Raw genomic sequence first — 22,340 nt, 5'->3', positions numbered from 1 at the left:
GCGCGGCCTCCTCCGGTGCGCAGGTCAGAGCGTGGCCCGGTCGAAGGGGACGGGCAGCGGTTCCAGCGCACCGGTGGCCCGCAGCGTCGTGTTGACCTCGATGATCTCCTCGTCCGACGGGAACGCGGTACCGCCATGCGTGAGGTCGATGACCAGTCCACCCGACGCGGTACGGGTGTACGTCCCCGGCAGCCCCTCGGGCGCGAGTTCCGCACGCCGGGCGGAGAGATAGACGGCCCTCCCGCAACGGGGGTCCGAATTCTTCAGCGAGAAGTGACGCGATACGGCCCGGAACTGGGACCTGCTGTACACCTGCCCGCCGTCGATGCCCCAGGCATCCGCGACGACGCGCAGAATCTCCGGGGCGCGCCGGATCACTTCCGCGGTCTCGTCCATCGTGCGCGAGACAAAGGAAATCGCGACCGAGTTGGCGACGTACGGAGACGAACCACCCGCGTGAATGGCCGAGCTCACGTGCGGCGTACCGTCATTGCGCGCCCACAGGGACGTCGTGTATCCGACCACGTCGAGATCCGGTCCGGTGTTCTTGCGCTCGATGTACTCGGTCAGCGCGGGGACCGAGGGAGTCAGCAGGGGGTCGGACGGCAGGTCCTTACCCGCCTCGTGCCAGTCATCGAAGATCTCGGCATCCATACGCCGGAGCCCCTCAAGCGTGGCGAACCACCGTTCGGCGATCTCCCGCGGGCCCTCCTCCCGCGTACCCCAGAGACCGTTCACACCGACATCCAGCACAAGACTCTCCTCACGCTTCGGCGCCGCATGATCAGCGCCCTTGCACAGCGATCAGTATTCTGCGTTCAGGGCCCGGGGCTCAGCCGATGACATCGGCCGGAGTGTCGATCACCGTCACGTCGATGCCCCTTTCCTCGAACATGATCCTCGCCGCCTCGGCGACTTCCGGGTCGGACAGGTGCCATTCGACCGGCTTCCCGCGGGCGGCGTCGACCTGCCGGGTTGCCTGAGTGGCCCATCGGTCGGCGATGTCGGAGGTGAGCCGGCCGGTCTCCGCGTTGTAGTAATCCGGCCCGCGATAGCCGTACTTGGCTTCCAGATAGGTGCCACGACCGGAGTCCCAGCCGTCGAAGTCGACCGGCTTGCCGGTCAGTTTGTCGAGCTCGACCCGGTACTCCTTGCCACGGCCCACCATCGAGATCTGCTCCTGGTACCGCGCACCCATTTCGCTCTGGTAGCTCCAGTTGCCGGGCTTGACCGAGGTCCACTTGCCGTCACTGCCGTCCCTGGTGCCGGCCCGCGGGTTCTTGAGGTCCTTGTACCAGGCGGGCTTCGGCTGGTTCTGGGCCCGTTCCAGGCCGGCCTTCCGCTTGGCCGCCGCGGCGGCCTTCTTCGCCTCGTCGGCCTGCTTCTGCGCCTCCTCGGCCGCCGCCTTCTTCTCGGGGTCGACCTCGTCGCAGTCCTTGGCCAGCAGCCCGACCGGCACCCTCGCAGGCGCTGCCGCCAGCGTGCCCGTGCCGGAGCCGGCCACTCCCAGGCCCGTACCGCCGAGCCCGCCGCCCTCGTACGGGACCCGCAGCCGGCCGCCGAGGCCGACGGTGCAGCCGGTGAGCCCTGCTTCGTCCGCCGCGTCGTCGGCGTGCTTCTGGGCTTCGTCGGCGGCTGCCTGCGCGCCGTCGACGTCTCCCTTCTTGGCGGCCTTCCTGGCCTTGGAGGCGGCGTCCGTGGCCGCCTGCGTGAACTCGCCCAGCTTGCCGAGTTTCCCGAGCTTGCCCAGCTTTCCGAACTTGCCGATCAGCTTGGCTTCGCCGTACCCGGGGATGAAAAGCGATCCGATGTTCCACAGGCCGGTGCCGATCGCCTGGCCCTCGTTGCCGTTCTTCCACATGTCGCGGACTTCGTCGCCGATGAACACGTCGTCCAGGACCGTCAGCCCGGTGCTGCCGGACGCCTTGGTCCAGTCCCAGGCCGCCCCCAGGTAGTCGCCCTTGGACCACTTGTCGGACGCGCCCTTCGTGTCCTCGACCCACTGCTCGCCGAGGCCCTTGCCGTACTCCTTGATGCCTTCCCACGCCTTGATGGGGTGCAGGATCGTGTCGAACGTGCCGGTGACATCGCCCCAGAGGCCGTCGCCGACCAGCCCCTTGAAGAAGCCGCCCGTCTGATGCCCGGCGCAGGACAGGAACGCGCCGAATCCGGACGTGCAGCTCTCGCCGTCGTCGTCCCCGCCGTCGTCTCCGTCCTCGCCCGGATCGCCGCCGTCCGCCCCCTCGGAGGCGTCCATGTCGTCGCCACCCTCGTCGACCTGGATGGTGGTGCCGCCGCTGGAGGACCCGCCGGAACCGGATGCCTCGCCCTCCGTGCCGCCCGAACCGCCCGCGGCGCCCGAACCGCCCGCGGCGCCGGACCCACCGGAGTCCGCCCCGCCCGCATCCGATCCGCCGGTCGTCGCCGAGCCCCCCGCGTCGGTGCCACCGGTCACGGTCGCCCCGGAATCCGCACCACCGGTGGCCGCCCCGCCGGTCTCTCCCCCGTCCCCGGCCACCACGTCGCCGCCGTCGGGGCCGGGGCAGGCGCTGCCGGTCACTTCGCAGATCGCGCTACGGAACCCGCCGGCCACCTGGCCGCCGATCCCGAGCGCCACGAGACCGATGACGATCGCCACGACGACCAGCACCAGACCCACGTACTCGGCCGTGGCCTGGCCGCCGTCCCGACGCCACTTGATCATCCGCGCGATGCTGAACGGCCTTCGCTCCACCCGCTGTTCGGGCCGAAGGCCGAACCAGTCGCTCGAACCGGTCCGGAACAACAGGACCAGCACGGCGACGGGTATCACCAGCTGCGTGATACCCCGCCCGCTGCCGGATCCGCCCAGAGTCGCCAGCGCACCGAGGACGAACCACAGGTGTACGGCGAGGAGCCCGCGCCAGACCCAGAGACCCCCGGTCCGCACGTAGAGCGAGAGGACGAACCCGATCACGCCCGGCAGCGCCGCGTACAGCAGCAGCCCGAGCAACTGACCGTCGACGGCATCGACCGACGACGCGAGCGTCAGGACGCCGATGCCGCCGAAGGCCGTGACCACGAACAGGGCCCGCACGAGGAAGAGGGCCGTATAGAGCGGCCATGGCAGCGACTGCCTGCCAACGGCGGGAGCGACGCCTGCCCCTGGCCCTGCCGCCGCACCACCCGGAACCGCGAATCCGCCTGCGCCAGCCACAACGGGTCCCCCAACCGGTCGACGTTCAGAGGCAGTTCAGCCACTCTGTCGATACGACCACGAGGTCACCCCCCGAGGCATGGGCCCCAGGGCCCCATCCGGGGCCCAATCAGCCGTCACGCACGGCCCGCCCCGGCCGCTTTCTCCCAACCGGGCAGGATTTCGCCGGACTTGCACCAGGAGCACCCTGGCCGCACAGGCTTCGGCGAACCGGGCGCCAATCCACCTCCCCGTGTCGCGGAGACGACATGTCGCAAACGCGGCACCCGCACCTGGTGACACATACGCCCCGGGGGTGGAGTCTTGATCAGGACAGCGCGCTCCACCCCGCACCTGCACGAGAGGCCCCGCTGCCCGTCCCTCACGACAGCCACCCCCGCCGCGCCGCCTGCCACACCAACTGCGTCCGCGTCGCGGCGCCGGCACGCTGCATCAGCACCTGGATCCGACGCTGCACCGTGCGCTGGCTGACCCGCAGCTGCGAGGCGATCGCCTTGTCCGCGACCCCCGCGACGACCAGGGACAGCAGATACCTCTCGTCGTCGGCGACGTTCGCCCCGGGCCGGGGGCTGCCGCCGAAGTCGGCCAGCTCACCGGTTTCCGTGACGTGCAGCGGCGACGCCGCCGCCCACTCGCTCTCGAACAGCGCGATCAGCGCGTCGAGCAGACTGCTGCCCCGTACCACCGCAGCCGTCGGCTCGCCCAGCGAATCACCCGAACCACCGGTCCCCAAAGGGCAGATGGCGATCGCACTGTCCGCGATCACCAGCCGCACCGGCAGCGTCCCGGTGGCCCGCGCCTGCTCACCCGCCCGGATGCTCCGGCCGACGTTGTCGACCATGCCGGGCTCCTCCAGCAACGCACGCTCGTAGATCGCCTCGTACCGCACCCCACGGGCGAGCAGTTCCCACTCCTCGTCGTTCTCCGACGCCGGCAGGACCACGTGACCGGCCTTGCAGAACCACCGCATCTCACTGGCCCCGTAGGCCATATGACGCAGTCGCTGCCGGATCACGCTCGCCCCCGTGATGACCTCGACGAGCTGGCCCGCGTCATGCCGGCGCCCCCCGGCCCGGTACTCCTCGGTGAGCTGCTCCACCCCTCGCCGCGCCGACTCCAGCGCCTCGTGCCCCCGCAGCAGCAGGGGGCGCAGGGCCGCGTCGGGCGCCACCGGCACATAGCGCACCGCACCCCCCACGGGCGAAGCGGCCACCCGCCCCACCAGCCCCTTGTCATGGAGGGAGGCCAACTCCCGGTGCGCCTCGGCCACTTCGAGACCCAACTGCTCCGCGATCGCCACGGCGTCAGCCTCGCGCACCCCGACGAGGAAGCGGTACACCCGCTCTTCCCCCACCCCGATCCCCGCAGCCTCCAGCATGCGCCCCCCTCTTATGGCGCCCCACCCGCGCCCACCACCCCAACCGATGGGCCCCCCACCGGACACAGCGTGATCCAACCACACCCGCACACCGGGACGGCGGCCTCGTTATCACGCGCGACGCCCGTCCGGCTTCGATACGCGCAGGGTGGCGGCGAGCGGACATGTCACTTCTTCGTCAGCCGTGGCCGTAGCGTCGGCGCCCCTTCCTGCCGAGGCTTGATCCGCCGGTTGCGGAACCCTCCCTGCCGGCGGAAGGAGAGCGTTCAGCATGCGATTCAGGCGAAGAGCCGCACTGCTCAGCTTCACCTTGGCCACCACCATGGCCGGCGGGGGCCTCGCACACGGCGCCACCCCCGCGCCGAAGACCGGGGAAGACGCGGTCACCACCCCGTCCCGGGCGGACGTCCGCACCGCCAAGGTCACGCTCGTCACCGGAGACCAGGTGACGGTGGCCACGAAGGCGGGCAAGACCCTCGCCGTCAACGTCACCCCGTACCAGCGCAGCGCGGCCGAGCTGCGGACGTACACCGTCGGTACCGACGTGTACGTGATCCCGCGCGACGTCGAAGCACTGGTGCACAACGGCCAGGTCGACGGCCGGCTGTTCAACGTCACCCAGCTCATCGCCCAGGGATTCGACGACGCGCACCACGCGTCGACCCCGATGATCGTGCGCTACGCACCCACCGCCGAGGACTCCACACCCGGCGGAGCCCGGCTCGCGCGGAAGCTGCCCGGCCTCCGCGGAGCCGCCGTCAGTGCCGACAAGGGCAAGGGCGCCACATTCTGGGAGGCCGTCGACGACGACAGCGCCCGCGCCGGTACCCCCAAGGCCCGCCTGTCGGGCGGCATCCAGCGCCTCTGGCTGGACGGCAAGGTCACGGCACTCCTCGACAAGAGCGTCCCGCAGATCGGCGCCCCTGAGGCGTGGAAGGACGGCTTCGACGGCAGTGGCGTGAAGGTCGCGGTGCTGGACACCGGTGTCGACGACACCCACCCCGACCTCGCCGACCGCATCGTGGAGAGCCGCAGTTTCGTCCCCGGCGAGACGGCGCGCGACGGCCACGGCCACGGCACCCACGTCGCCTCCACCATCCTGGGAAGCGGAGCCGCCTCCGGCGGGAAGTACCGGGGCGTCGCACCGGGCGCGCACCTGGTCGTGGGCAAGGTGCTCTCCGATGCCGGCAGCGGCTCGGAATCCTCGATCATCGAAGGGATGGACTGGGCCGCCCACTCGGGCGCGAAGGTCGTCTCCATGAGCCTGGGCGGCGCGGAGGGCGCCGACGGCACCGACCCCATGTCGATGGCGGTCAACGAACTGACGGCGCGCACCGGCGTGCTGTTCACCATCGCGGCGGGCAACAGCGGCCCCGCAGCGACCACGGTCGGCTCCCCCGGAGCCGCCGACGCGGCCCTGACCGTCGGCGCCGTGGACTCCACCGACGCGGTCACCGGCTTCTCCAGCCGGGGCCCGCGCGGCGGTAACGGCGGGCTCAAGCCGGAGATCACCGCGCCGGGCGCGCGGATCGTCGCCGCCCGCGCCGCCGGAACGACGATGGGCACACCGGTGGACGGCTCGTACACCACCGCGAGCGGCACCTCCATGGCCACCCCGCACGTGGCCGGCGCAGCCGCGATCCTGGCGCAGCGCCACCCCGACTGGACGCCGGCCCGGTTGAAGAGCCGGCTCATCAGTACGGCCAGGACCACCGCCGCCACCTCCGTCTACGCCCAGGGAGCCGGCCGCGTCGACGTGGCCCGCGCACTGCGGCAGCCCGTATCGGCCAGCGGCACGGCCGACTTCGGACTGCGGGACTGGGACGCCACCGCCCCGGTCGAGAGGACGATCGAGTACGTCAACGACGGCGACCAGCCGGTCACCCTCGCCCTGAAGGTCGAGAACGCGGGCGAGGAACTGCCGGCCGGCGTGCTCGGCCTGGGAGCCGAATCGGTGACCGTACCGGCACACGGCACCGCCGACGTCACCCTCACCCTGAACACCGCCGGCGTGACGACCGGATCCCACGGCGCACACGTCACCGCGGTCTCCGCCGACGGTCGGACGGCAGCGGTGACGGCGGTCGGCTTCGGCCGGGACGTGCAGCGCTTCGACGTCACCCTGAAGGTGCTCGACCGCGACGGCAGGCCGACGAGCGGCATCGCCGCGGTCACCGCCTGGCAGCTGGGCCGCCAGGCGCTGCCCGAGACGTACCCGATCGCGGAGGACGGGACCGCCGTGGTGCGGGTACCGCGCGGCGAGCACGCCTTCATCTCGGAGATCTTCCACTACAACTCCGACTGGAGCCTGCTGAAGGAGTACACCTACGGCACCGTGCCCGGCACGCTGATCGACTCCGATCGGACCGTGACCCTGGACGGCTCCGAGGCCGGCCCGGTCACCATGGCCACCTCCCGGCCGACGGAGACCAACCGCAGCCGCGTCGGTCTGGCCTTCCAGGCCACGGCCAACGACCTCATCCACGACCGCGAGACGTGGCTGGAGGGCGAGACGGCCGTCTACTCCATCCCTACGAAGGCCGCGAACGAGCGCGTCGAAGCGCGCGTCGGCTGGTCGCTCGGCGCACCCGCACTCGACGCCCGGCTGGTCGGACACGGCAACCGGACCCTGGACGCCGCCTACCTCAAGGGCTGGACGGGCTCCGCACGCATCGACGGCACCCGCGTCCTGCGCGTGGCGAAGCCCGGCGAGGACGTCGGGGGCAAGCTCGCCCTGGTGAAGCGGAGCGCAGAGCGCACGGTGGGCCAACAGGTCGACGACGCCGCGAGCGCCGGAGCCGTCGCCGTCATCGTCTACAACGACCTCCCCGAGAACTGGCGTGCGGGCAACTGGAGCCCGACCGCGACCAAGATCCCCGCGATGACCCTCTCCGGCACCCAGGGTGAGGAGCTGGCGGCCCTGGACGACGCCAGGATCAGGTTCTCCGGTACGGCGGTGAGCCCGTACACCTACGAGCTGCTGAAGCACCGCAAGGGCGGCATCCCCGCCGACCAGCGCTACCGGGTACGCGACACGGAACTGGCCGCCGTGGATTCCTCCTTCCACGCGTCGTCGCCGGACACCGAAGGCGGATACGCCAGGCTGACGCGCTCGCCGATGCAGCCGACGGCGTACTTCGGGTTCGACCGGGTCCTCATGCCGCACTCCCGGACCGAGTACGTCTCCGCGGACGTACCCACCTGGGAAGCGGTGAAGACCGGCCCGGTGTGGACGGCGGGCGGCTCCTGGAAGCTGACGACCCCCGCCGCGCTCAAGGCCGGACAGCGCGTGCACCGCGAGTGGAACAAGGCCGTGGTCCGCACCGCACTGCCGGACGCACAGCTCAACTCGGCCGTCCGGCAGGGCACTGTCGGTGTGGTGATGTCGGGCGGTCTGCTCGACACGGCGACGGGCCAGTCCTTCTCCGCCGAAGCCGGCAGCGACAAGGCGCTGTCCACGGTCTATCGGGACGGCCTGCTTCTCGGCAGCGTCGCATCGGCCCCCGTGGCCTTCCCCATGACGGCAGAGCGCGCCGAATACCGCCTGGTCACCGACGTGCAGCGGGACGCCCCCGGCTGGACGACGTCCACCAAGGTGCACACCGACTGGCGCTTCCACTCCGAGCAGAAGGAAGGAATGACCCCGCTCCCCGTCCTGTCGGTCGACTACCGCCTCGACGTCGACCGGACCAACAGCGCCCGGCCGCACTCCACCACCCGTATCGGGCTGGGCGTGCGCTACCCCAAGGGCCTGAACGGTCTGGAGCTCACCGGGGCGAAGCTGTGGGCCTCGTACGACGACGGCGCCACCTGGCGGCAGGTCCGCCTCGACGGCGGCCTCAAGGGCACGATCGACAACCCTGGGAAGGCGGGCTTCGTGTCACTGCGCGTCCAGGCCAGCGATGCCGACGGCAACAGCGTCGAGCAGACGGTGACCCGCGCCTACCAGATCCGCCGCTGACCAGCACTGCTGACCAGCACCGCTGACCCACACCGCTGACCCACACCGCTGACCCACGCCGGGGCGCCTGCACCGCAGGCGCCCCGGTCCGTGCGTTCAGGAGATCCGTTGCGCGGCCAGTTCACGGATCCCGGGAGGCAGCGACTCGTCCACGGCCAGCCGGGCCAGGGCCGCACGGCTCTGCGGGACCTCGGCCGTGTGGCGCAGTGCCCACACGGCCTGCTCGGCGGCCATGCCGCGCTGCGCGTACCGTTCGGCGAGCTCCATCGCCCACGGGGTGATCGCCGCGGTGTCGTCGACCATGAGCCCGCACCAGTAGAGGACCTGCTCGGCGATCCAGGCGGAGATGCGGACGGTCCACCGGTCGGTGAAGTCCGTCGTGTCGAAGCCTCTGCGCGCACACTCCGCCTCGGCCTCGGCCATGCGTTCCCGCGTCACACAGCGGGCGTACGGCATGTACTCCCGCACCACGCGCCGGGTCTCCGTCCATTCGGGCCAGGACGCGTCCGGGCCCAGGAACTTCAGCGTCACCTCGGGAGGCGGTTCGGGCGTGGTGAGGGGAACAGGCGGCAGGCACGCTTCGAGCACGGCTCGCGCGTAGGCGATGTTCTCCCGGCTCTCCTCCGTCTCCGGCGGCCAGACGAAACCGAGGTCCCAGGAGTACGGCAGGTCGCGTACGGCCTCGGGAAGCAGCGGCTCCTTCCCGGCGTGTTCCATGGCCATCACGAGACCCCCAGGTATTCCATCGCGCTCTTGGGATCCTTCATCTTGCCGGAGTCACGAGCGGCCTGCTTCTCGGCGTCGGTCTTGCTGTTCCACGCGGCGTCGAGGTCCTTCAGCTGCTTGGGGGTGACGTCCTGACCGGCGATCCGGACGCCGAGACCGTTGTCCGCGATGGTCTGGGCCGGCGTGCCGGGCGGGGACGTACCGGTCTTCTTGTCCTTCTGGAACCCGTTGAAGATCTTGTCCCAGTCCTTCGCGGTCTCGATCTCGTAGCGAGCCGCTCGCGGCGGTGTCGCTCCGTCCTCCTTGGCCCAGTCCGCGAGCCGCTTGGCCTGAGCGGGAAGGGATGCCTGCGTGGTCGCGTTGGCCGTGTTCTTGACCTCCACGACGTGCACCTTGCCGTCCTTGCCCTTGTACGCGACGTCGACGTCGTCGATGCCGCTGACATCGACCGGCTTGCCGTCTCCGAAGTCCACCGACTTGCGGCCCTTCTGCGCACCGACACTCGCGAACACCTTCGTGCCCTCGGCCGCGTCCAGGTCGGCGGCACGCTTGGCCGCACGGGCCTCCGCCATGGCTTCCGCCAGCTGGTGACGGTCGTTGGCCTTGAGGACGGTACCGCCCAGGGAACCGCGGCTCTGGGTGTCGATGCGCTTGTCGTTGAGCACGTCGGTGAGATCGTCCAGCGCGGAGGCCAGTTCGTCCTTGCCGAATTCGCCTCGGCTCGGGTCGGGCTCGTCCTTGGCCTTCGCGACCAGCTTGTCGACCGCGCCCTCGTTGAGGCTGTAACGCTCGGACTTGGGCGTCTTCTGCTTGTCACTCGCGTCCCGGATGGTCTGCTTCGCCCGCTCGGCCGCCTCGGAGAGTTCGACTCCGTCGGCGACCCGATCGGCGTCGTCCGCCTCCTTCTGGGCCTCGCGGGCGTTGTCCGCCTCCTCGCCCTCGCACGTGCCTTCCGCGAGGAGGATCAGGGGGGACCCGGCCCGTCCCGCGGCCAGGATTCCCGTACCGGAGCCGGACACGCCGCCGGGCGCGCGGGGCTCACGGACGGCTCCCCCGTCCCCGTACGGTACGAGGGTGGCGGCGCCCAGCGCGATGCTGCAACTGCCGTGCTCCTCCGCCTTCTCGACCGCGTCGTCGGCGTGCTCCTGGGCCTCGTCGGCCGCCTTACGGGCTCCCGCGGCGTCACCGAGCCCAGCCGCCTTGCGGGCCCGGCCCGCGGCGTCCTTGGCCTTGTCGGACACCTCGGCGATGGCCTGGGCGAGCTTGCCCAGCTTGCCGAGCTTGCTGGCCTTCCCGACGACCTTGGCCACGTCGTAGCCGGGGATGAACAGCGAACCGACGTTCCAGATGACGGTGGTGGCGGCCTGGGTCTCCTCACCCCGGTTCCAAGTCTCGCGGACCTCCTCCCCGACGAACATGTCGTCCAGGACCTTGACGCCCGTGTTGACCGAGGCACCGCCCCAGTCGGTCAGCGCGTCGAGGTAGTCGCCGTCCGCCCACTTGTCACCGGCGTCCTTGGAGTCCTCGCTCCACTTGTCGCCGAGCGACTTCCCGTAGTCGACGATTCCGGTGACGGTGTCGATGGGGTGGACGACGGTGTCCCAGAGGTCGGTGACGTCGCCCCAGATGCCGTCGACGAACAGCCCCTCGCCGACCTGCCCGAGCTGGTCGAGGGTGCACCCGAGGAAGCCTGAACACTCCTCCTTCTTCTCGCCGTCCCCCTTGTCGCCGGCCGAATCGTCCCCGTCGGCGACGATCGGCTCGTAGGGGTCGGTGGGATCGCCGGCCTCGTCGGAATCGTCGGTACCGCCGGTTTCGCCGGAGGTGCCGGTCTCGCCGGAGGTGCCGGTGGTGCCGGTCTCGCCGGAGGTGCCGGTGGTGCCGGTGGTGCCGGCAGTTTCGCCGCCGCCGGTTTCGCCACCTGTGGCGCCGCCGGTGCTGCCACCGGTTTCACCGCCGGTCGCGCCGCCCGTCTCTCCCCCGGTACCGCCCCCGGTGCCGCCACTGCCCGTACCACCGCTGCCGGTACCGCCACTGCCCGTACCGCCGCTGCTGGAACCACCCGCGGCCTCGCCACCGGTGTCGCCGCCGGTCGAACCGCCGGTTGAGCCACCGGTCGAGATGGAGCCATCCGTGGTCGCGCCGGTCTGCCCCTCTGTCCCGCCACCCGCTTCGACCGTCTGGCCTCCGGTGTCCCCACCGGCAGGGCAGGCCGTGCCGGTGACCGAGCAGATGGCCGACCTGAAGCCGTCGGCCATCTGACTGCCGGCCCCCGTCACGATGAGCGCCAACACGATCCCCGCGACGAGAGTGACCAGCCCCACGTACTCCACCGCCGACTGCCCGCGGTCCCGGCGCCACTTGATCATGTGGGGCATCGAGAAGGGGGGACGCGCGCTCCGCCGCGACCCCGCGAGCCGGAACCACTGGCGGCTCTCCGCCCGGCACAGGAACACGAGAATCACGACGGGCAGAAAGAGCTGGGTGAAGCCCTGGACCGAACCGGCACGGAGGTTGGACAGGCCACCGAGGATCAGCCACGCCTGCACGGCGATAAGGCCCCACCACACGCGGACCCCACCGGTCCAGGCACGCCGCGCCAGTATCCAGCCGACCGTCCCCGGCACCGCCCCGTAGACGAGGATCCCCAGCAGCGTGCCGTTCACCGCGTCCAGCGAGGCAGCGGTGAGGAACAGCCCGACGCCACCGAGCACGGTCGCCCCGAAGAGCACGTACACCAGCCAGCGGGCCACCATGAGCGGCTGCGGCATGGGGCGGCGGGAAGCGTCATCGCCTTGCGATGACGCCCCGGGCCATGGGAGACCGCCGGAAACGGACATAGTGAACTCAACCCCCGGAACGGAAACGGCCGTTCATGGTGGCGCGCGGCGCCCCACCCCGGCGGCCAACCGTACGGAGCACGAACGCGCGTGCCATGGGCCCCAGGGCCTAAACATGGACCTGGATTCTCCTTTCGGCCCCGCACCGTCCCCCCGCACGTCAACGGGGCAGTACGACCCAGGACTTGTATCCGCGCTGCGGCGGCAGCGCGTCACAGACACCCCAGTCACCGCCCCAGTCGTCGACGACAGCCGCCAGGAGCCACAGCCCCCGACGGCGGCGCTGCGCACAGAGCGCCGCCGCACCCGGGCACGCATGGTCCGGGTGCTGGTCCCAGACGAGCAGACGGAGTGCGTCGTCGCGGTGGCGGAGGGAGAGGTAGAGGTCCCTTTGCGGAGTGAGCGTTGCGTTCAACGCTACGAGTTCGGACGCAAGGAGGGCGGCGGGCCAGGTGTAGGAGGCCAGGCCGTACGCCCGGAGGGCGGTCGTGACCACGCCACGGGCGACGGCCGCACTGCGAGGGTCTCCGGGCAGGGTGAGGCTGAGGGCCAGCCTGCCGCCGGAACGGCGCCGGGGGTACGGGGCGGGGCGCGGGGCCTGCTCGGGATCGGGGTCGGGGTCGGGGTCGAGGTCGGGTACGGGCTCCTGGGTCACGGGACAGAGTGCGGCGCGCGGAGATGGAGGCATGGTCGACTCCCCTTGAACGAAAGGTCTGTTGACGGGGTTCTCTTTCGCGTCGATGCGCACGAGGTACTCGCGACTTACCGGATGGGCAGTGGCCTGTCTCCCTGACGCGGGCCGACCCCTCCCAGGGCAGGAGAGTGCGGGCAGGACCGCGTGATGCACTTCCGACCCATCCGAGCGTGAGCGGTGCGTTACTGAATGTAGCCCAGCGAGGGCACTCGTGTCATAGAGTTGGAGGCAATTGCCTCCAACCTGCTGGACCGGGCGCCCCGTCCAGCGGCAGACTGTGCCCACCGTCGGCGAAAGAAGGGGCCTATGCCGAGCAGTTCAACTCCGACAGAGCGCCAGAAGCGGCTCGGCGCCGAACTGCGCAAGATGCGCCTCGCTGCCGAGGCGACCACCGCGTACGCGGCGGGCCTGTTGGGCATCGACCGCACAAAGATCTCCAACATGGAGGTTGGTGTCCGGCCCGTTGCCGCCGACCGAGTGCGCACGCTGGCCTGCAACTACGCCTGCGCCGACACTCGTTACGTCGAAGCACTCGCGGAGATGGCCGAACAGCGCGAGCGCGGGTGGTGGGAGCAGTACCGGGGCTCCCTCCCGTCAGGACTGCTGAACATCGCCGAACTCGAATGGCACGCGGCTCGCATCCGGACAGCGCAGACCGTCCACCTCCCCGGTCTGCTCCACACCGACGGATACGCCCGGGCTGTGTTCGGCGCGGTACTGCCCGCGTTGTCACGTCTGGAGGTCGAGTTGCGGGTGGCCCACCGGATGGAGCGACAGCAGGTGCTCGACCGGAAATCCCCAACCGAGTACGTGGGTTACGTCCACGAAGCCGCGCTGCGGATGCAGTTCGGCGGCCGGAAGATCGCTCAGGAGCAGCTGCTTCACCTGTGCGAGATGTCCGAGCGGGAGCACATCGAGATCCGCGTCGTCCCCATCGACCGCGGGGCATTCCCCGGCGCCGGGCATGCGCTGCTCTACGCCCATGGCGTCGTACCCCAGCTGGACACCGTGCAGCTTGATTCGGCGCATGGCCCTGAGTTCATGCACGAAGATGCACAACTTGCCAAGTACCGAGCTCACTTGGACTGGATGGAGGACGCCTCGCTGCCTTCTGCCGAGTCGCGAGACTTCATTCGCACCATCTCACTTCAACTCTGAGGAGTTCGCCATGGCTGAGATCAACTGGGAAGAGTCCTACTGCGGCGAGGGAAACAACTGCTTCCGGCTCGGAACGGACGACGCGGGCAACGGCTTCATCGCCGTTCGCGGCGAGGAGGATCGTTACCTCACCGACAGCCGCGAGGCACTTCAGCAGATGATCCGCGACATCAAGGCCGGCAAGGCCGACCACCTGCTGTAACGGCAAAGCGCCCGGTACCGCGAGGCAATCGCGGTACCGGGCGCTGTGCGTGGATCAGCTCTGCGAGCCCTCCGCGCGGGGGAAGGAGACCTCCACCCGGCGGTTCTTCTTGCGGCCTTCTTCATTGTCGTTGCTGGCGATCGGGTATTGCTCGCCATATCCACGGATCTCGAACGTGATGCTGGTACCGGTCAGCGCCTTCTGCAGGACACCGTGCACGGCTTCGGCACGCTGCTTGGAGAGGACGTCGCCGTGGGCGGACGAACCGAGGTTGTCGGTGAAGCCGAACACCCTTACCTTCTTGGCGTCCTGCTTCTTGATCTCCTCGGCAATCGCGTTGATACGACTGTTGGCCGCAGAGCTCAATTTTGCGCTGTCCTTACCGAAGAGCACTTCGGCCTGGAGCGCGAACTTGATGTCTGCGTTGGTGTCCTCGCGGCGCTCCTCGCCTCCCAGGTCTTCGACGACGGACTTGATGTCGAGGACCTTGGGGGCGGCGAGGGTTGCGCCATCCGGGAGCTTAAGGTCCGCGTCGTTGCCGTCGACCTGGACCGGCACCTCGGCGGACGCAGACGGGTAAGGGCTGTCATCGGCGAAAGCGTTCGGAGTGGCCCCAACTCCGAAGGCCAGCGCCCCGGCGAACACGGTCATCGCAAGCCGGGCGCGAGCCCGCTGGGTGCTCGACATGGCGGCGCTCATCAGGAGATCTCGATCGTGGCGTTGGCGAAACCGGGGAACTGAAGGTCGACCTGACTCGTCGACTGCGCCGGCGCGGGGAACTGCGCGAAGAACGTGAGACTCTTCCCCGCCTCAATGCTCGGCTCGTAGCCACTCGTCGTCAGCGGTCGGTTGTCCGTGTCCCGGAGCACGTAGTAGCGCTTCTTCTCCTGCGAATCCACCAGCGTCATAGCTGCGAGTGATCGGCCGGAGGACGCGACAGCCTCCTCCTCACCGTTCCACTGGATCGGAGTCGTGTACATCCCGCTTCCCGTGTTCTTGAGCTGCCCACTGACCGTGAGGAAGCCGCCGGAATCACGCTTTGCGGAATTGATCACCATGTCAACGCCAGAGTCGCCTTTGACCGTCACGAGGACCTTGCTGGTGTCCGGAACAACCTCGCCGCCGCTACTGCCCTTATCGGATTTCGATGGCGGAGTGGATGCCTTGGACGCGACCGTCTTCGGCTCCTTGCCGTCGTCGCTGCCGCAAGCAGTCGCCGACAGAGCGAGCGTCGCCACCATCAAGGCGGCAACGCCCGCGCGGCGCATGGTCCTCACGTGCGGATTACTCATCGGTCCAGTTCCTTTGCGTTCGATCGAGGTCAGTCGGCCAGACGTACAGTGAAGAGCTCGGTCATCTCCGGCAGGAGCGCCAAGTCCTTGGGGTCGATCACCCACACCTTGGTGTCACAGGCAAGCGCACCGGGCGACGGCGACGTCAGATCCGGGTTCGGGATGAATTTGCAGCGAGGTTCGACGACAGCCACCGACGTCGCCTTCGCGCGCTTCCCCTCCGTGCCCGGAACCAGGTTGGCGCTCATCCCCTTGTCCGACTGGACACCAACCGTGAATCCCCAGCGACCGTCAAAGAGCATGCGACAGTCGACGCTCATGGCGTCGTTCTGTGCGGCAAACCTGGACGCCTTCACACACCCGTTGTGGGTTCCGGGATACGGCCCGTTGAACACGAGGGTGAGGTATGCCCTGTCCAAGATGTGGGCCCGCAGGTCCACCGCTTCCAGACTCCGAGACTCCTGGGCCGCCGCAAGCGCCGCGGCATCCGACGCGCTCTGAGCCCCATTACGCCTGACATCGGCTTCGCCGAACGCAAAGAAGATCAACGCAAGAAAGAGCAGGCCCACCACCGCTGTGATGTACAGCGGTGCGGCCTGCCCTGACTCGTGGTCAGCCGACTGACTCACCTGCCGAGAACCTCGTTGATCTTGGCGGTGAACTTGTTCCCGATGGAAGCGCCCAGGTTGGTGTTGATCAGCGCGATCACGATCGCCACCACCAGGATGGTGATACCCACGTACTCGATGGCGCCCTGACCCTTGTCGCTCCGGCGCTTCATGGCCTCGACGGCCGTGTTCTTCCAGCCGTTGATGTATGCCTGCGTGGTGGTGGCGGCCTTCAGAGTGATGTTCGACATGGTGTTCCCCTCCGAGTTCGGCCGACCGGAGATCGGCCGACACTGCTGCGTAAGTCTTCGTGTCGTCCGCGCTTCCGGCTTCCTCCTGGCCGGTCTCGCTTTCGACATGAGAAACGTACGTCGGGGACACACCCAGTCGCATGGGCCTGCGGGCCCAACTCCGGGCCCACTCCGTCAGTTGGGCCTTCAGGCCCATCGTCGTGTCAGCCATGCCTCGTCGACCCCCCGGACGACATGCGGTGCCAGACGGCGATGGCCTCGCCCCGGCTGCCGGCATTCAACTTGGCGAAGATGCGGTTGATGTGGTTCTTGACGGTCTTCTGGCTGATGAAGCAGGTGGCCGCGATCTGCTGATTGGTCATGCCCGACGCGATCAGGTCCATCACTTCCACCTCCCGTTCACTCAGCTCGGCGATCATTCCCGGGACCGCAGGCGCGGGAACCCCTGAGGACGAATGTCCCACAGATGGTTGCGTAAGCGAAGCCCTTTGGGGAAATCGTGGTGGTGCCAACTCGCCCTGAACTGCCCCCACCTGCGGGTTCTGTGCCGGGTTGGGCATGGGCCGGTTTGGCGTGTCGTGTGCGGATGCAGATACCGGCGCGGGCGGCGCGGCGGGTCGGTAGCCGGGGCCGCTGAACGCCGTACCCAGACCCTCCGGCAGCGGCTGACCGCCCTGGCCCGGGGCGCCCCCTCCCCGTACCGACTCGCGCAGGGCGCTGGAGGCGGAGTACGTGAAGTGCGCCCGGCCCTCCTTGGTGTCGCGGACTGCGGCCACCAGCTGGTCGGCGGTGAACTCGCCGTGCACCAGGTAGCCGCCGGCGCCCAGCCGCAGCGCCTCGTGGACGATCTCGCTCTCGCGGCTGTACGTCATCATCAGCACCGGCGCCAGGCGCACCAGGTGCGGCAGGGCGGAGATGCCGTCGACACCGGGCATGCGGACGTCCAGCAGAACGACGTCGGGATGGTGCCGCACCGCCATCTCGTACGCCTGGCGGCCGTCGTTCGCCTCGGCCACCACGTCGATGTCGTCACGCCCCTGGAGCAGGACCGTCAGCCCGGCCCGTACGACGGGGTTGTCATCGGCGACGACGACTCTCAGGGGCAGTGGCGGGGGCATCGTCATCGGGCCCGGGAAGTCCGGGAACTCGCTGGATGCCGTCGGCATGGGGGGACCGGAGGTAGGGGTGGAGCTGAGCGGGCTCGGGTGCGAGGACGTGTGCTGCGAGACATGCGGGTGCTGTGTCCACTGCTCTCCGGAGCTGCGGGAGATCTCGTCCGGCATGGTGCGGCCTCCTCTCTCGGGTGGGGACTGTGGTGGGGCTGCGGTTGGTCAGTCGTTCTCAGGACGCGTGCGTTGGCTGGGTATCTGCGGGAGCGGTGGCGGATACCCCTGGGGCGGAGTGGGAGTCGGGGTCGGTGGGGCCAGGTCCATCGCCGCCAGCGACAAGTCGAGGCGGACCTCGGTGCCCCGGGCGGCGTGGCCCCGGCCGATACGGATACGGGCGCCGATCGAGGCGGCGCGCTCGACCATGCCGACCAGGCCGAAGTGCCCGGCCTTGCGGAGGTCGGCCAGTGAGGTGCCCGGGGGCAGGCCGTCGCCGTCGTCGTACACGCTGATCCGCACGGTGTCGCGGACCAGGCCCGCGGAGACGTCCAAATAGCTGGGGTGGGCATGGCGCTGGGCGTTCTCCATGGCCTCGGTCGCAATCGTGAGCGCGTGCCGGGCCACGGCGTGTGGGATGGGCGGTACGGGGCCGTCACCGAGCCGGCGGAAGACGGCCTTGACGCCATGACGCCGTTCGAAGTCCGCTGTCCGGGCCTGGAGTTCGTCGATGACGTCCACTCCGCCGTCCAGGCCGGATTCCCGGCGCAGGTCGGAAAGGAGTTCGCGGGACTCGGCGGCGGCGCGACGGGCTGCGCGGGCCACCAGTTCCGCCTGGTGCTTGACGGTCAGCGGGTCCATCCGGTCCGCCGTGCTCGCCAGGCCGTCGGCGGCGAGGGCGAGGCCGTGCAGGGTCTTCGCAACGGAGTCGTGCATCTCGCGGGCCAGGCGTGCCCGCTCCTCCTCCACAGCACCGTTCACCGCGAGGCGTGCACGGGTGTCGGTCAGGGCCTGGGACGCGGCGCCGAACCGGAGGAGCAGACCCCGCAGGGTACTGCCGACCGCCCCAGCCATGATGCAGAGCCCGACCACGAGAAGCGCCGAGGCATCCGCTTCAACCTTCTGGCTGACTCCATAGGCAACAGCCAACAGAAGCGACTGGAGTACGGCGAAGATCGCGCTGCCGCGCCAGCCATAGACCAGGCCCGCCAGCAGCGGAGTGCAGACCGTGACGTAGGTGAGTGTGGAGCCGGGGGTGGCTGCAAAGAGTAGGAGCGCGCCGAACAGCATGTCTGCGGCGAGCAGGGAGGGGTGGCGCAGGAGGATCGGGCCGAAGCGCTCCCAGTCCCGCATCAATGCGTACGACACCATGACGGTGACGAGGACGGCCGATCCTACGAGCCAGCTGCCCAGCCTGTCGTCGACGCCGACGAGCGCGAAGGGTGCGGCGAGAGCGGTCATGGCGAGACGGAAGCCGAAGAGCTGACGGCACAGGGCCTGGAGGGCGTTCACCTGGATGGGCAGTGCCGGAACGTGGCCGGGCGTGCTCTCGGCCGTGGTCGCGTCGGGTCCGCCGGTGAGTGCCGGTCCGGTCTGTCGGGGGCCCATGGGCCTTTCACCTCCTCGTCAGCTGTCGGGTGAGTGAGTCCGTTCTTTGTTCTCCGTCAGGACCCGAAGACCTCTCCGATGCTGACGTTGGCCGCGTAGTAGAAGCCGACGGCGATCAGGATCATCGTCCCGGGCAGCATGAAACTGGTGACGATCAGCGTCGCTTTGGGGACCGCCTTCGATGCCTTGCGGCGGGCGTTCTGGGCGTCGGTGCGGCGCATGTCGTTGGCGATCTGAATGAGCGTGTCGACGATCGGGGCGCCGAGCTCCTCGCCCTGCTGGAGAGCCGAGACGAACATCGAGACCTGCTCGGACTCATTGCGCTTGCGGAGCTGGTCGAAGGCGTCGCGGCGGCTGACACCCATGTCCATCTGGCGCAGGGTGATGCGGAGTTCGTCGGCCCACGGGCCCGCGTACTTTTCCGCTACGCGTTCCAAAGCCTGCCGGAAGCCGAGTCCGGCCGAGACGACGACCGCAAGAACATCGAGGAAGTCCGGAAGGGTCCGGTCGATGTCGTCCTTGCGCCGCCGGATGGCGGACACGATGATCACGTCGGTCCAGAAGAAGCCGTAGACGGCCATCAATGCCGCAAGTACAACCTGCCCGTTCATCAGCATGGCCAGGGCCGCGAGGGCCCCCAGCCCGCCGTAGACCGCCCGTCGTGCCGCGTACCGGTCGACGGTCATGCCGCCCGGGTTACCGGCCATGTCCAGCTTGCGGCGGACCTTGTCGACCCGCTTCGGGCCCATCATGCTCAGCACCCGGGGCGCGTACCGCATGCCCATGCGGTCGATGGCCGAGCCGGTGGCCGTCGTGCGGCTGGCGCCGACTTCCAAGGCAATGGCCAGGTCGCCGGGAAGTTTGGCGTCGGCGCGGTACATGCGGATGCCCTGGAAGGCTCCGTATACGGCGAGTCCGAAGACGGCCGCGATCAGAAGGTCCATGGTGTGTGTCCTCTCTCCTAATTCCTGAAGGGCCGTCGGATTCAGATACGTACTTTTGTGAGCCGGTTGATCAAGAAGAAGCCCAGGCCGTAGAGGCCGGCAGCGATGAGGACGGCGATCCGGCCCATGGTGGCGGTCGTCATGTCGTCGAGTGCCCCGGCGCGCATGCCGTTGATGATCAGCAAGAAGCCCATACCGAGGACCGGGACGGCGACCGCCGTCACCTTCACCTGGGACAGCAGTGTGGTGACCTCACGCCGGGTCTCCTTGCGCTCTTCCAGCGTCCCCGTGAGGTTGCGCAGCGAGGAGACGATCGTTCCGCCCGCCCGGTTGGAGAGGATGAGGGTCGAAACCAGCACGGTCAGTTCGCGGGAGGGCAGGCGCTCGACGAGTTCGTTGAGCGCGTCGTCGAGGGAGTGGCCGACGGCCAGCCGGTCGGCGACGCGGCGCAGTTCCTCGTGGGCCGGGTCGTCGAGTTCCTCGACGGCCATGGCGATCGCCGTACGCAGGGCCAGGCCCGCCTGGGTGGCGTTGGCGAGGACGCGGGTGAGCTCGGGGAGCTGGTTGATGAACGCCTCGGTGCGCTTGGCCCGCTGGTAGTTGAGGAAGGCGTTGCCGCCCCAGAGGCCGATGAGGGCGGCGAGCAGGCCGAAGAACGGGGCGAAGATCGAGCCGATGACGAAGTAGAGGCCGAGCAGGGCGGCCACGACGTAGACGGCGTACTCGCCGGGTGTGAGGTCCAGGCCCGTCGCCGAGATCTTGCGTTCGATCTTCTTGCCGAGGCCCGTCCGGCGCAGCCGCCGGTCGATCCCGCGGAATCGCCGGTTGCGTCCGCCGATGGTGATCTGCCCCGTCTGGGACATGCGGTCGAACAGGATCTGCCGCTGTGCCTTGCCCGATGAGTAGATGTGCACGCCGAGGACGGCGAACAAGCCGGCGAGCAGCGTGACGCCGATCGTCAGGAGCGGGAGATTATCCATGGCGGGCGGGGACCTTCTCGGTGGCGGCGGACAGGGGACGGCGAGCGGTGGGTGGTGCTCAGGCGGCGGATTTGCGCATGATCAGCTGGTCCTCCGACTGGGCCACGCCGAAGGCCGCGGGGATCGCCTCGCTCGTCATGTAGAGGCGTTCCGCGACCCGTCGCGGCAGCGGGTAGTACTCGAAGTTGCCGTAGACGCGTCCGTCGGCGGCGACCGGGTGCGACTTGAAGCGGCAGACGGAGACGATGCGGTAGTCCTCGCGGCCGTGCGAGTCGACGACGGCGATCTCGGTGATCCGGCGGGAGCCGTCGGCGTGGCGGGTGAGCTGCACGATCACGTCGACGGCGCTGTTGATCTGGTCGTGGATCGCCACGAACGGGATCTCCACCTCGGACATGGAGCTCAGCGTCTGCAGACGCATCAGGGCGTCCTCGGCGTTGTTCGCGTGCACGGTGGCGAGCGAGCCGTCGTGACCGGTGGACATGGCCTGGAGCATGTCGAGGGTCTCGCCGCCACGGACCTCACCGACGATGATGCGGTCGGGCCGCATACGCAGGGAGTTGCGGACGAGGTCGCGGATGGTGATCTGGCCCTTGCCCTCCACGTTCGACGGGCGGCTCTCCAGCGTGATCACGTGGGACTGCTGGAGTTGGAGCTCGGCTGAGTCCTCGATGGTGACGATGCGCTCGCCGTTCGGAATGAGCCCGGACAGTGCGTTGAGCAGCGTCGTCTTCCCGGTGCCGGTGGCGCCGGAGACGATCACGTTGAACTTGGCGCGGACCAGGCCAGCGAGCAGCATCAGCATGTGTTCGTCGAGCGAGCCGAGGCCGATCATCTCCTGGAGCGTGAAGGCCCGAGGGAAGCGGCGGATCGTGAGGATCGGGCCCTTGAGGGAGAGCGGCGGGATGATCACGTTGACACGCTCGCCGGAGGGCAGGCGTGCGTCGACCATCGGATTGGCCTCGTCCACGCGGCGGTTGACCGTGGAGACGATGCGCTCGATGGTCTGCATCAGCTGCTCGTTGGACGAGAAGCGCATGGGGAGGAGTTCGAGTCGGCCACCTCGCTCCACGTACACCTGGTCGGGACCGTTGACCATGATCTCGCTGATGGACGCGTCTTCGAGGAGCGGTTCCAGGATGCCGAGTCCGAGGGCCTCGTCGACGACCCGGCGGATGAGCTGCGAGCGCTCCATGGACGAGAGGACGGGGCCCTCGCGGCTGATGATGTGGCCCAGCACGCGCTCCAGGCGCGCCCTGCGCTCGGCCGCCGCGAGGGCGGACATCTCGGCGAGGTCGATCTCCTCCAGGAGCTTGGCGCGGTAGACCCCGACGAGCCGGCTCTCTTCGCTGAGCCCGTTCGTCGGCTCGGGGCTCGTGATGCGCGCCCGCAGGCTCAT

The 22,340-nt window shown here is 69.3% G+C and carries 18 protein-coding genes; 3 read left to right on the top strand and 15 right to left on the bottom strand.

What is annotated here, in order from left to right:
- Nucleotides 1-24 precede the first annotated feature (24 nt).
- From OG230_RS22810 to OG230_RS22800, 3 genes are all read right to left on the bottom strand, one after another.
- Nucleotides 25-753 (bottom strand): Imm52 family immunity protein, encoded by a 729-nt coding sequence (locus OG230_RS22810; protein WP_328905571.1) that lies wholly within the window; start codon nt 751-753, stop codon nt 25-27.
- A gap of 79 nt (nt 754-832) precedes the next feature.
- Nucleotides 833-3,076, bottom strand: coding sequence for a Tox-REase-5 domain-containing protein (locus OG230_RS22805; RefSeq protein ID WP_328905570.1), 2,244 nt, complete (start codon nt 3,074-3,076; stop codon nt 833-835).
- Nucleotides 3,077-3,557: 481 nt separating this feature from the next.
- Nucleotides 3,558-4,574 (bottom strand): helix-turn-helix domain-containing protein, encoded by a 1,017-nt coding sequence (locus OG230_RS22800; RefSeq protein ID WP_328905569.1) that lies wholly within the window; start codon nt 4,572-4,574, stop codon nt 3,558-3,560.
- 271 nt (nt 4,575-4,845) lie between these two features.
- On the opposite strand from OG230_RS22800, the gene OG230_RS22795 reads away from it, so the two are divergent.
- A complete protein-coding gene (locus OG230_RS22795) occupies nt 4,846-8,535 on the top strand; it encodes a S8 family serine peptidase (protein ID WP_328905568.1) in 3,690 nt (1,229 codons plus the stop codon).
- Nucleotides 8,536-8,631: 96 nt separating this feature from the next.
- Here the strand turns inward: OG230_RS22795 and OG230_RS22790 are convergent, their stop codons facing one another.
- The 3 genes from OG230_RS22790 to OG230_RS22780 all read right to left on the bottom strand — a co-directional run bounded on the left by OG230_RS22790 (nt 8,632) and on the right by OG230_RS22780 (nt 12,789).
- On the bottom strand, nt 8,632-9,252 hold the full coding sequence (locus OG230_RS22790) for a hypothetical protein (protein ID WP_328905567.1): 621 nt from the start codon (nt 9,250-9,252) through the stop codon (nt 8,632-8,634).
- Between the two features lie 5 nt (nt 9,253-9,257).
- Complete coding sequence (locus OG230_RS22785) at nt 9,258-12,032, bottom strand: hypothetical protein (protein ID WP_328905566.1); 2,775 nt, start codon at nt 12,030-12,032, stop codon at nt 9,258-9,260.
- A 229-nt stretch (nt 12,033-12,261) separates the two neighbouring features.
- Nucleotides 12,262-12,789 (bottom strand): ATP-binding protein, encoded by a 528-nt coding sequence (locus OG230_RS22780; protein ID WP_328905565.1) that lies wholly within the window; start codon nt 12,787-12,789, stop codon nt 12,262-12,264.
- Nucleotides 12,790-13,101: 312 nt separating this feature from the next.
- On the opposite strand from OG230_RS22780, the gene OG230_RS22775 reads away from it, so the two are divergent.
- Together OG230_RS22775 and OG230_RS22770 are read left to right on the top strand one after the other, a co-directional pair.
- Nucleotides 13,102-13,953 (top strand): DUF5753 domain-containing protein, encoded by an 852-nt coding sequence (locus OG230_RS22775; RefSeq protein ID WP_328905564.1) that lies wholly within the window; start codon nt 13,102-13,104, stop codon nt 13,951-13,953.
- 10 nt (nt 13,954-13,963) lie between these two features.
- The gene (locus OG230_RS22770) at nt 13,964-14,155 is read left to right on the top strand and encodes a hypothetical protein (protein ID WP_328905563.1); all 192 of its coding nucleotides are present in this window, start codon (nt 13,964-13,966) and stop codon (nt 14,153-14,155) included.
- A gap of 54 nt (nt 14,156-14,209) precedes the next feature.
- On the opposite strand, the gene OG230_RS22765 is transcribed toward OG230_RS22770, so the two are convergent.
- The 9 genes from OG230_RS22765 to OG230_RS22725 form a co-directional block, all read right to left on the bottom strand.
- A complete protein-coding gene (locus OG230_RS22765; protein ID WP_443051354.1) occupies nt 14,210-14,842 on the bottom strand; it encodes an OmpA family protein in 633 nt (210 codons plus the stop codon).
- An 11-nt stretch (nt 14,843-14,853) separates the two neighbouring features.
- Nucleotides 14,854-15,447: a hypothetical protein gene (locus tag OG230_RS22760; protein WP_328905561.1), complete on the bottom strand. Its 594-nt coding sequence runs from the start codon at nt 15,445-15,447 to the stop codon at nt 14,854-14,856.
- Between the two features lie 29 nt (nt 15,448-15,476).
- Nucleotides 15,477-16,076, bottom strand: coding sequence for a pilus assembly protein TadG-related protein (locus OG230_RS22755; RefSeq protein WP_328905560.1), 600 nt, complete (start codon nt 16,074-16,076; stop codon nt 15,477-15,479).
- Nucleotides 16,073-16,306: a hypothetical protein gene (locus OG230_RS22750; protein WP_328905559.1), complete on the bottom strand. Its 234-nt coding sequence runs from the start codon at nt 16,304-16,306 to the stop codon at nt 16,073-16,075. Before OG230_RS22750 ends, OG230_RS22755 begins: the two co-directional genes overlap by 4 nt.
- Nucleotides 16,307-16,509: 203 nt before the next feature.
- Entirely contained in the window at nt 16,510-17,589 is a 1,080-nt protein-coding gene (locus OG230_RS22745; protein WP_328905558.1) for a response regulator, read from the bottom strand.
- A 48-nt stretch (nt 17,590-17,637) separates the two neighbouring features.
- Nucleotides 17,638-19,017 (bottom strand): sensor histidine kinase, encoded by a 1,380-nt coding sequence (locus OG230_RS22740; RefSeq protein WP_328905557.1) that lies wholly within the window; start codon nt 19,015-19,017, stop codon nt 17,638-17,640.
- A 56-nt stretch (nt 19,018-19,073) separates the two neighbouring features.
- Entirely contained in the window at nt 19,074-19,961 is an 888-nt protein-coding gene (locus tag OG230_RS22735) for a DUF5936 domain-containing protein (protein WP_328905556.1), read from the bottom strand.
- A 41-nt stretch (nt 19,962-20,002) separates the two neighbouring features.
- On the bottom strand, nt 20,003-20,941 hold the full coding sequence (locus OG230_RS22730) for a type II secretion system F family protein (RefSeq protein ID WP_328905555.1): 939 nt from the start codon (nt 20,939-20,941) through the stop codon (nt 20,003-20,005).
- 58 nt (nt 20,942-20,999) lie between these two features.
- On the bottom strand, nt 21,000-22,340 hold the full coding sequence (locus OG230_RS22725; protein WP_328905554.1) for a CpaF family protein: 1,341 nt from the start codon (nt 22,338-22,340) through the stop codon (nt 21,000-21,002).

The sequence above is a fragment of the Streptomyces sp. NBC_00234 genome (assembly GCF_036195325.1).
Classification (GTDB): Bacteria; Actinomycetota; Actinomycetes; order Streptomycetales; family Streptomycetaceae; genus Streptomyces.
This window is presented reverse-complemented; position numbering and strand designations above follow the sequence as displayed.

Bases quoted from the DNA above. Each gene is read 5' to 3' on its own strand.
- OG230_RS22770 (WP_328905563.1), top strand. From the start codon at position 13,964: ATGGCTGAGATCAACTGGGAAGAGTCCTACTGCGGCGAGGGAAACAAC.
- OG230_RS22750 (WP_328905559.1), bottom strand. From the start codon at position 16,306: ATGTCGAACATCACTCTGAAGGCCGCCACCACCACGCAGGCATACATC.
- OG230_RS22785 (WP_328905566.1), bottom strand. From the start codon at position 12,032: ATGCCGCAGCCGCTCATGGTGGCCCGCTGGCTGGTGTACGTGCTCTTC.
- OG230_RS22740 (WP_328905557.1), bottom strand. From the start codon at position 19,017: ATGGGCCCCCGACAGACCGGACCGGCACTCACCGGCGGACCCGACGCG.
- OG230_RS22790 (WP_328905567.1), bottom strand. From the start codon at position 9,252: ATGGAACACGCCGGGAAGGAGCCGCTGCTTCCCGAGGCCGTACGCGAC.
- OG230_RS22800 (WP_328905569.1), bottom strand. From the start codon at position 4,574: ATGCTGGAGGCTGCGGGGATCGGGGTGGGGGAAGAGCGGGTGTACCGC.
- OG230_RS22730 (WP_328905555.1), bottom strand. From the start codon at position 20,941: ATGGATAATCTCCCGCTCCTGACGATCGGCGTCACGCTGCTCGCCGGC.
- OG230_RS22725 (WP_328905554.1), bottom strand. From the start codon at position 22,340: ATGAGCCTGCGGGCGCGCATCACGAGCCCCGAGCCGACGAACGGGCTC.
- OG230_RS22745 (WP_328905558.1), bottom strand. From the start codon at position 17,589: ATGCCGGACGAGATCTCCCGCAGCTCCGGAGAGCAGTGGACACAGCAC.
- OG230_RS22795 (WP_328905568.1), top strand. From the start codon at position 4,846: ATGCGATTCAGGCGAAGAGCCGCACTGCTCAGCTTCACCTTGGCCACC.
- OG230_RS22760 (WP_328905561.1), bottom strand. From the start codon at position 15,447: ATGAGTAATCCGCACGTGAGGACCATGCGCCGCGCGGGCGTTGCCGCC.
- OG230_RS22765 (WP_443051354.1), bottom strand. From the start codon at position 14,842: ATGTCGAGCACCCAGCGGGCTCGCGCCCGGCTTGCGATGACCGTGTTC.
- OG230_RS22780 (WP_328905565.1), bottom strand. From the start codon at position 12,789: ATGCCTCCATCTCCGCGCGCCGCACTCTGTCCCGTGACCCAGGAGCCC.
- OG230_RS22735 (WP_328905556.1), bottom strand. From the start codon at position 19,961: ATGGACCTTCTGATCGCGGCCGTCTTCGGACTCGCCGTATACGGAGCC.
- OG230_RS22775 (WP_328905564.1), top strand. From the start codon at position 13,102: ATGCCGAGCAGTTCAACTCCGACAGAGCGCCAGAAGCGGCTCGGCGCC.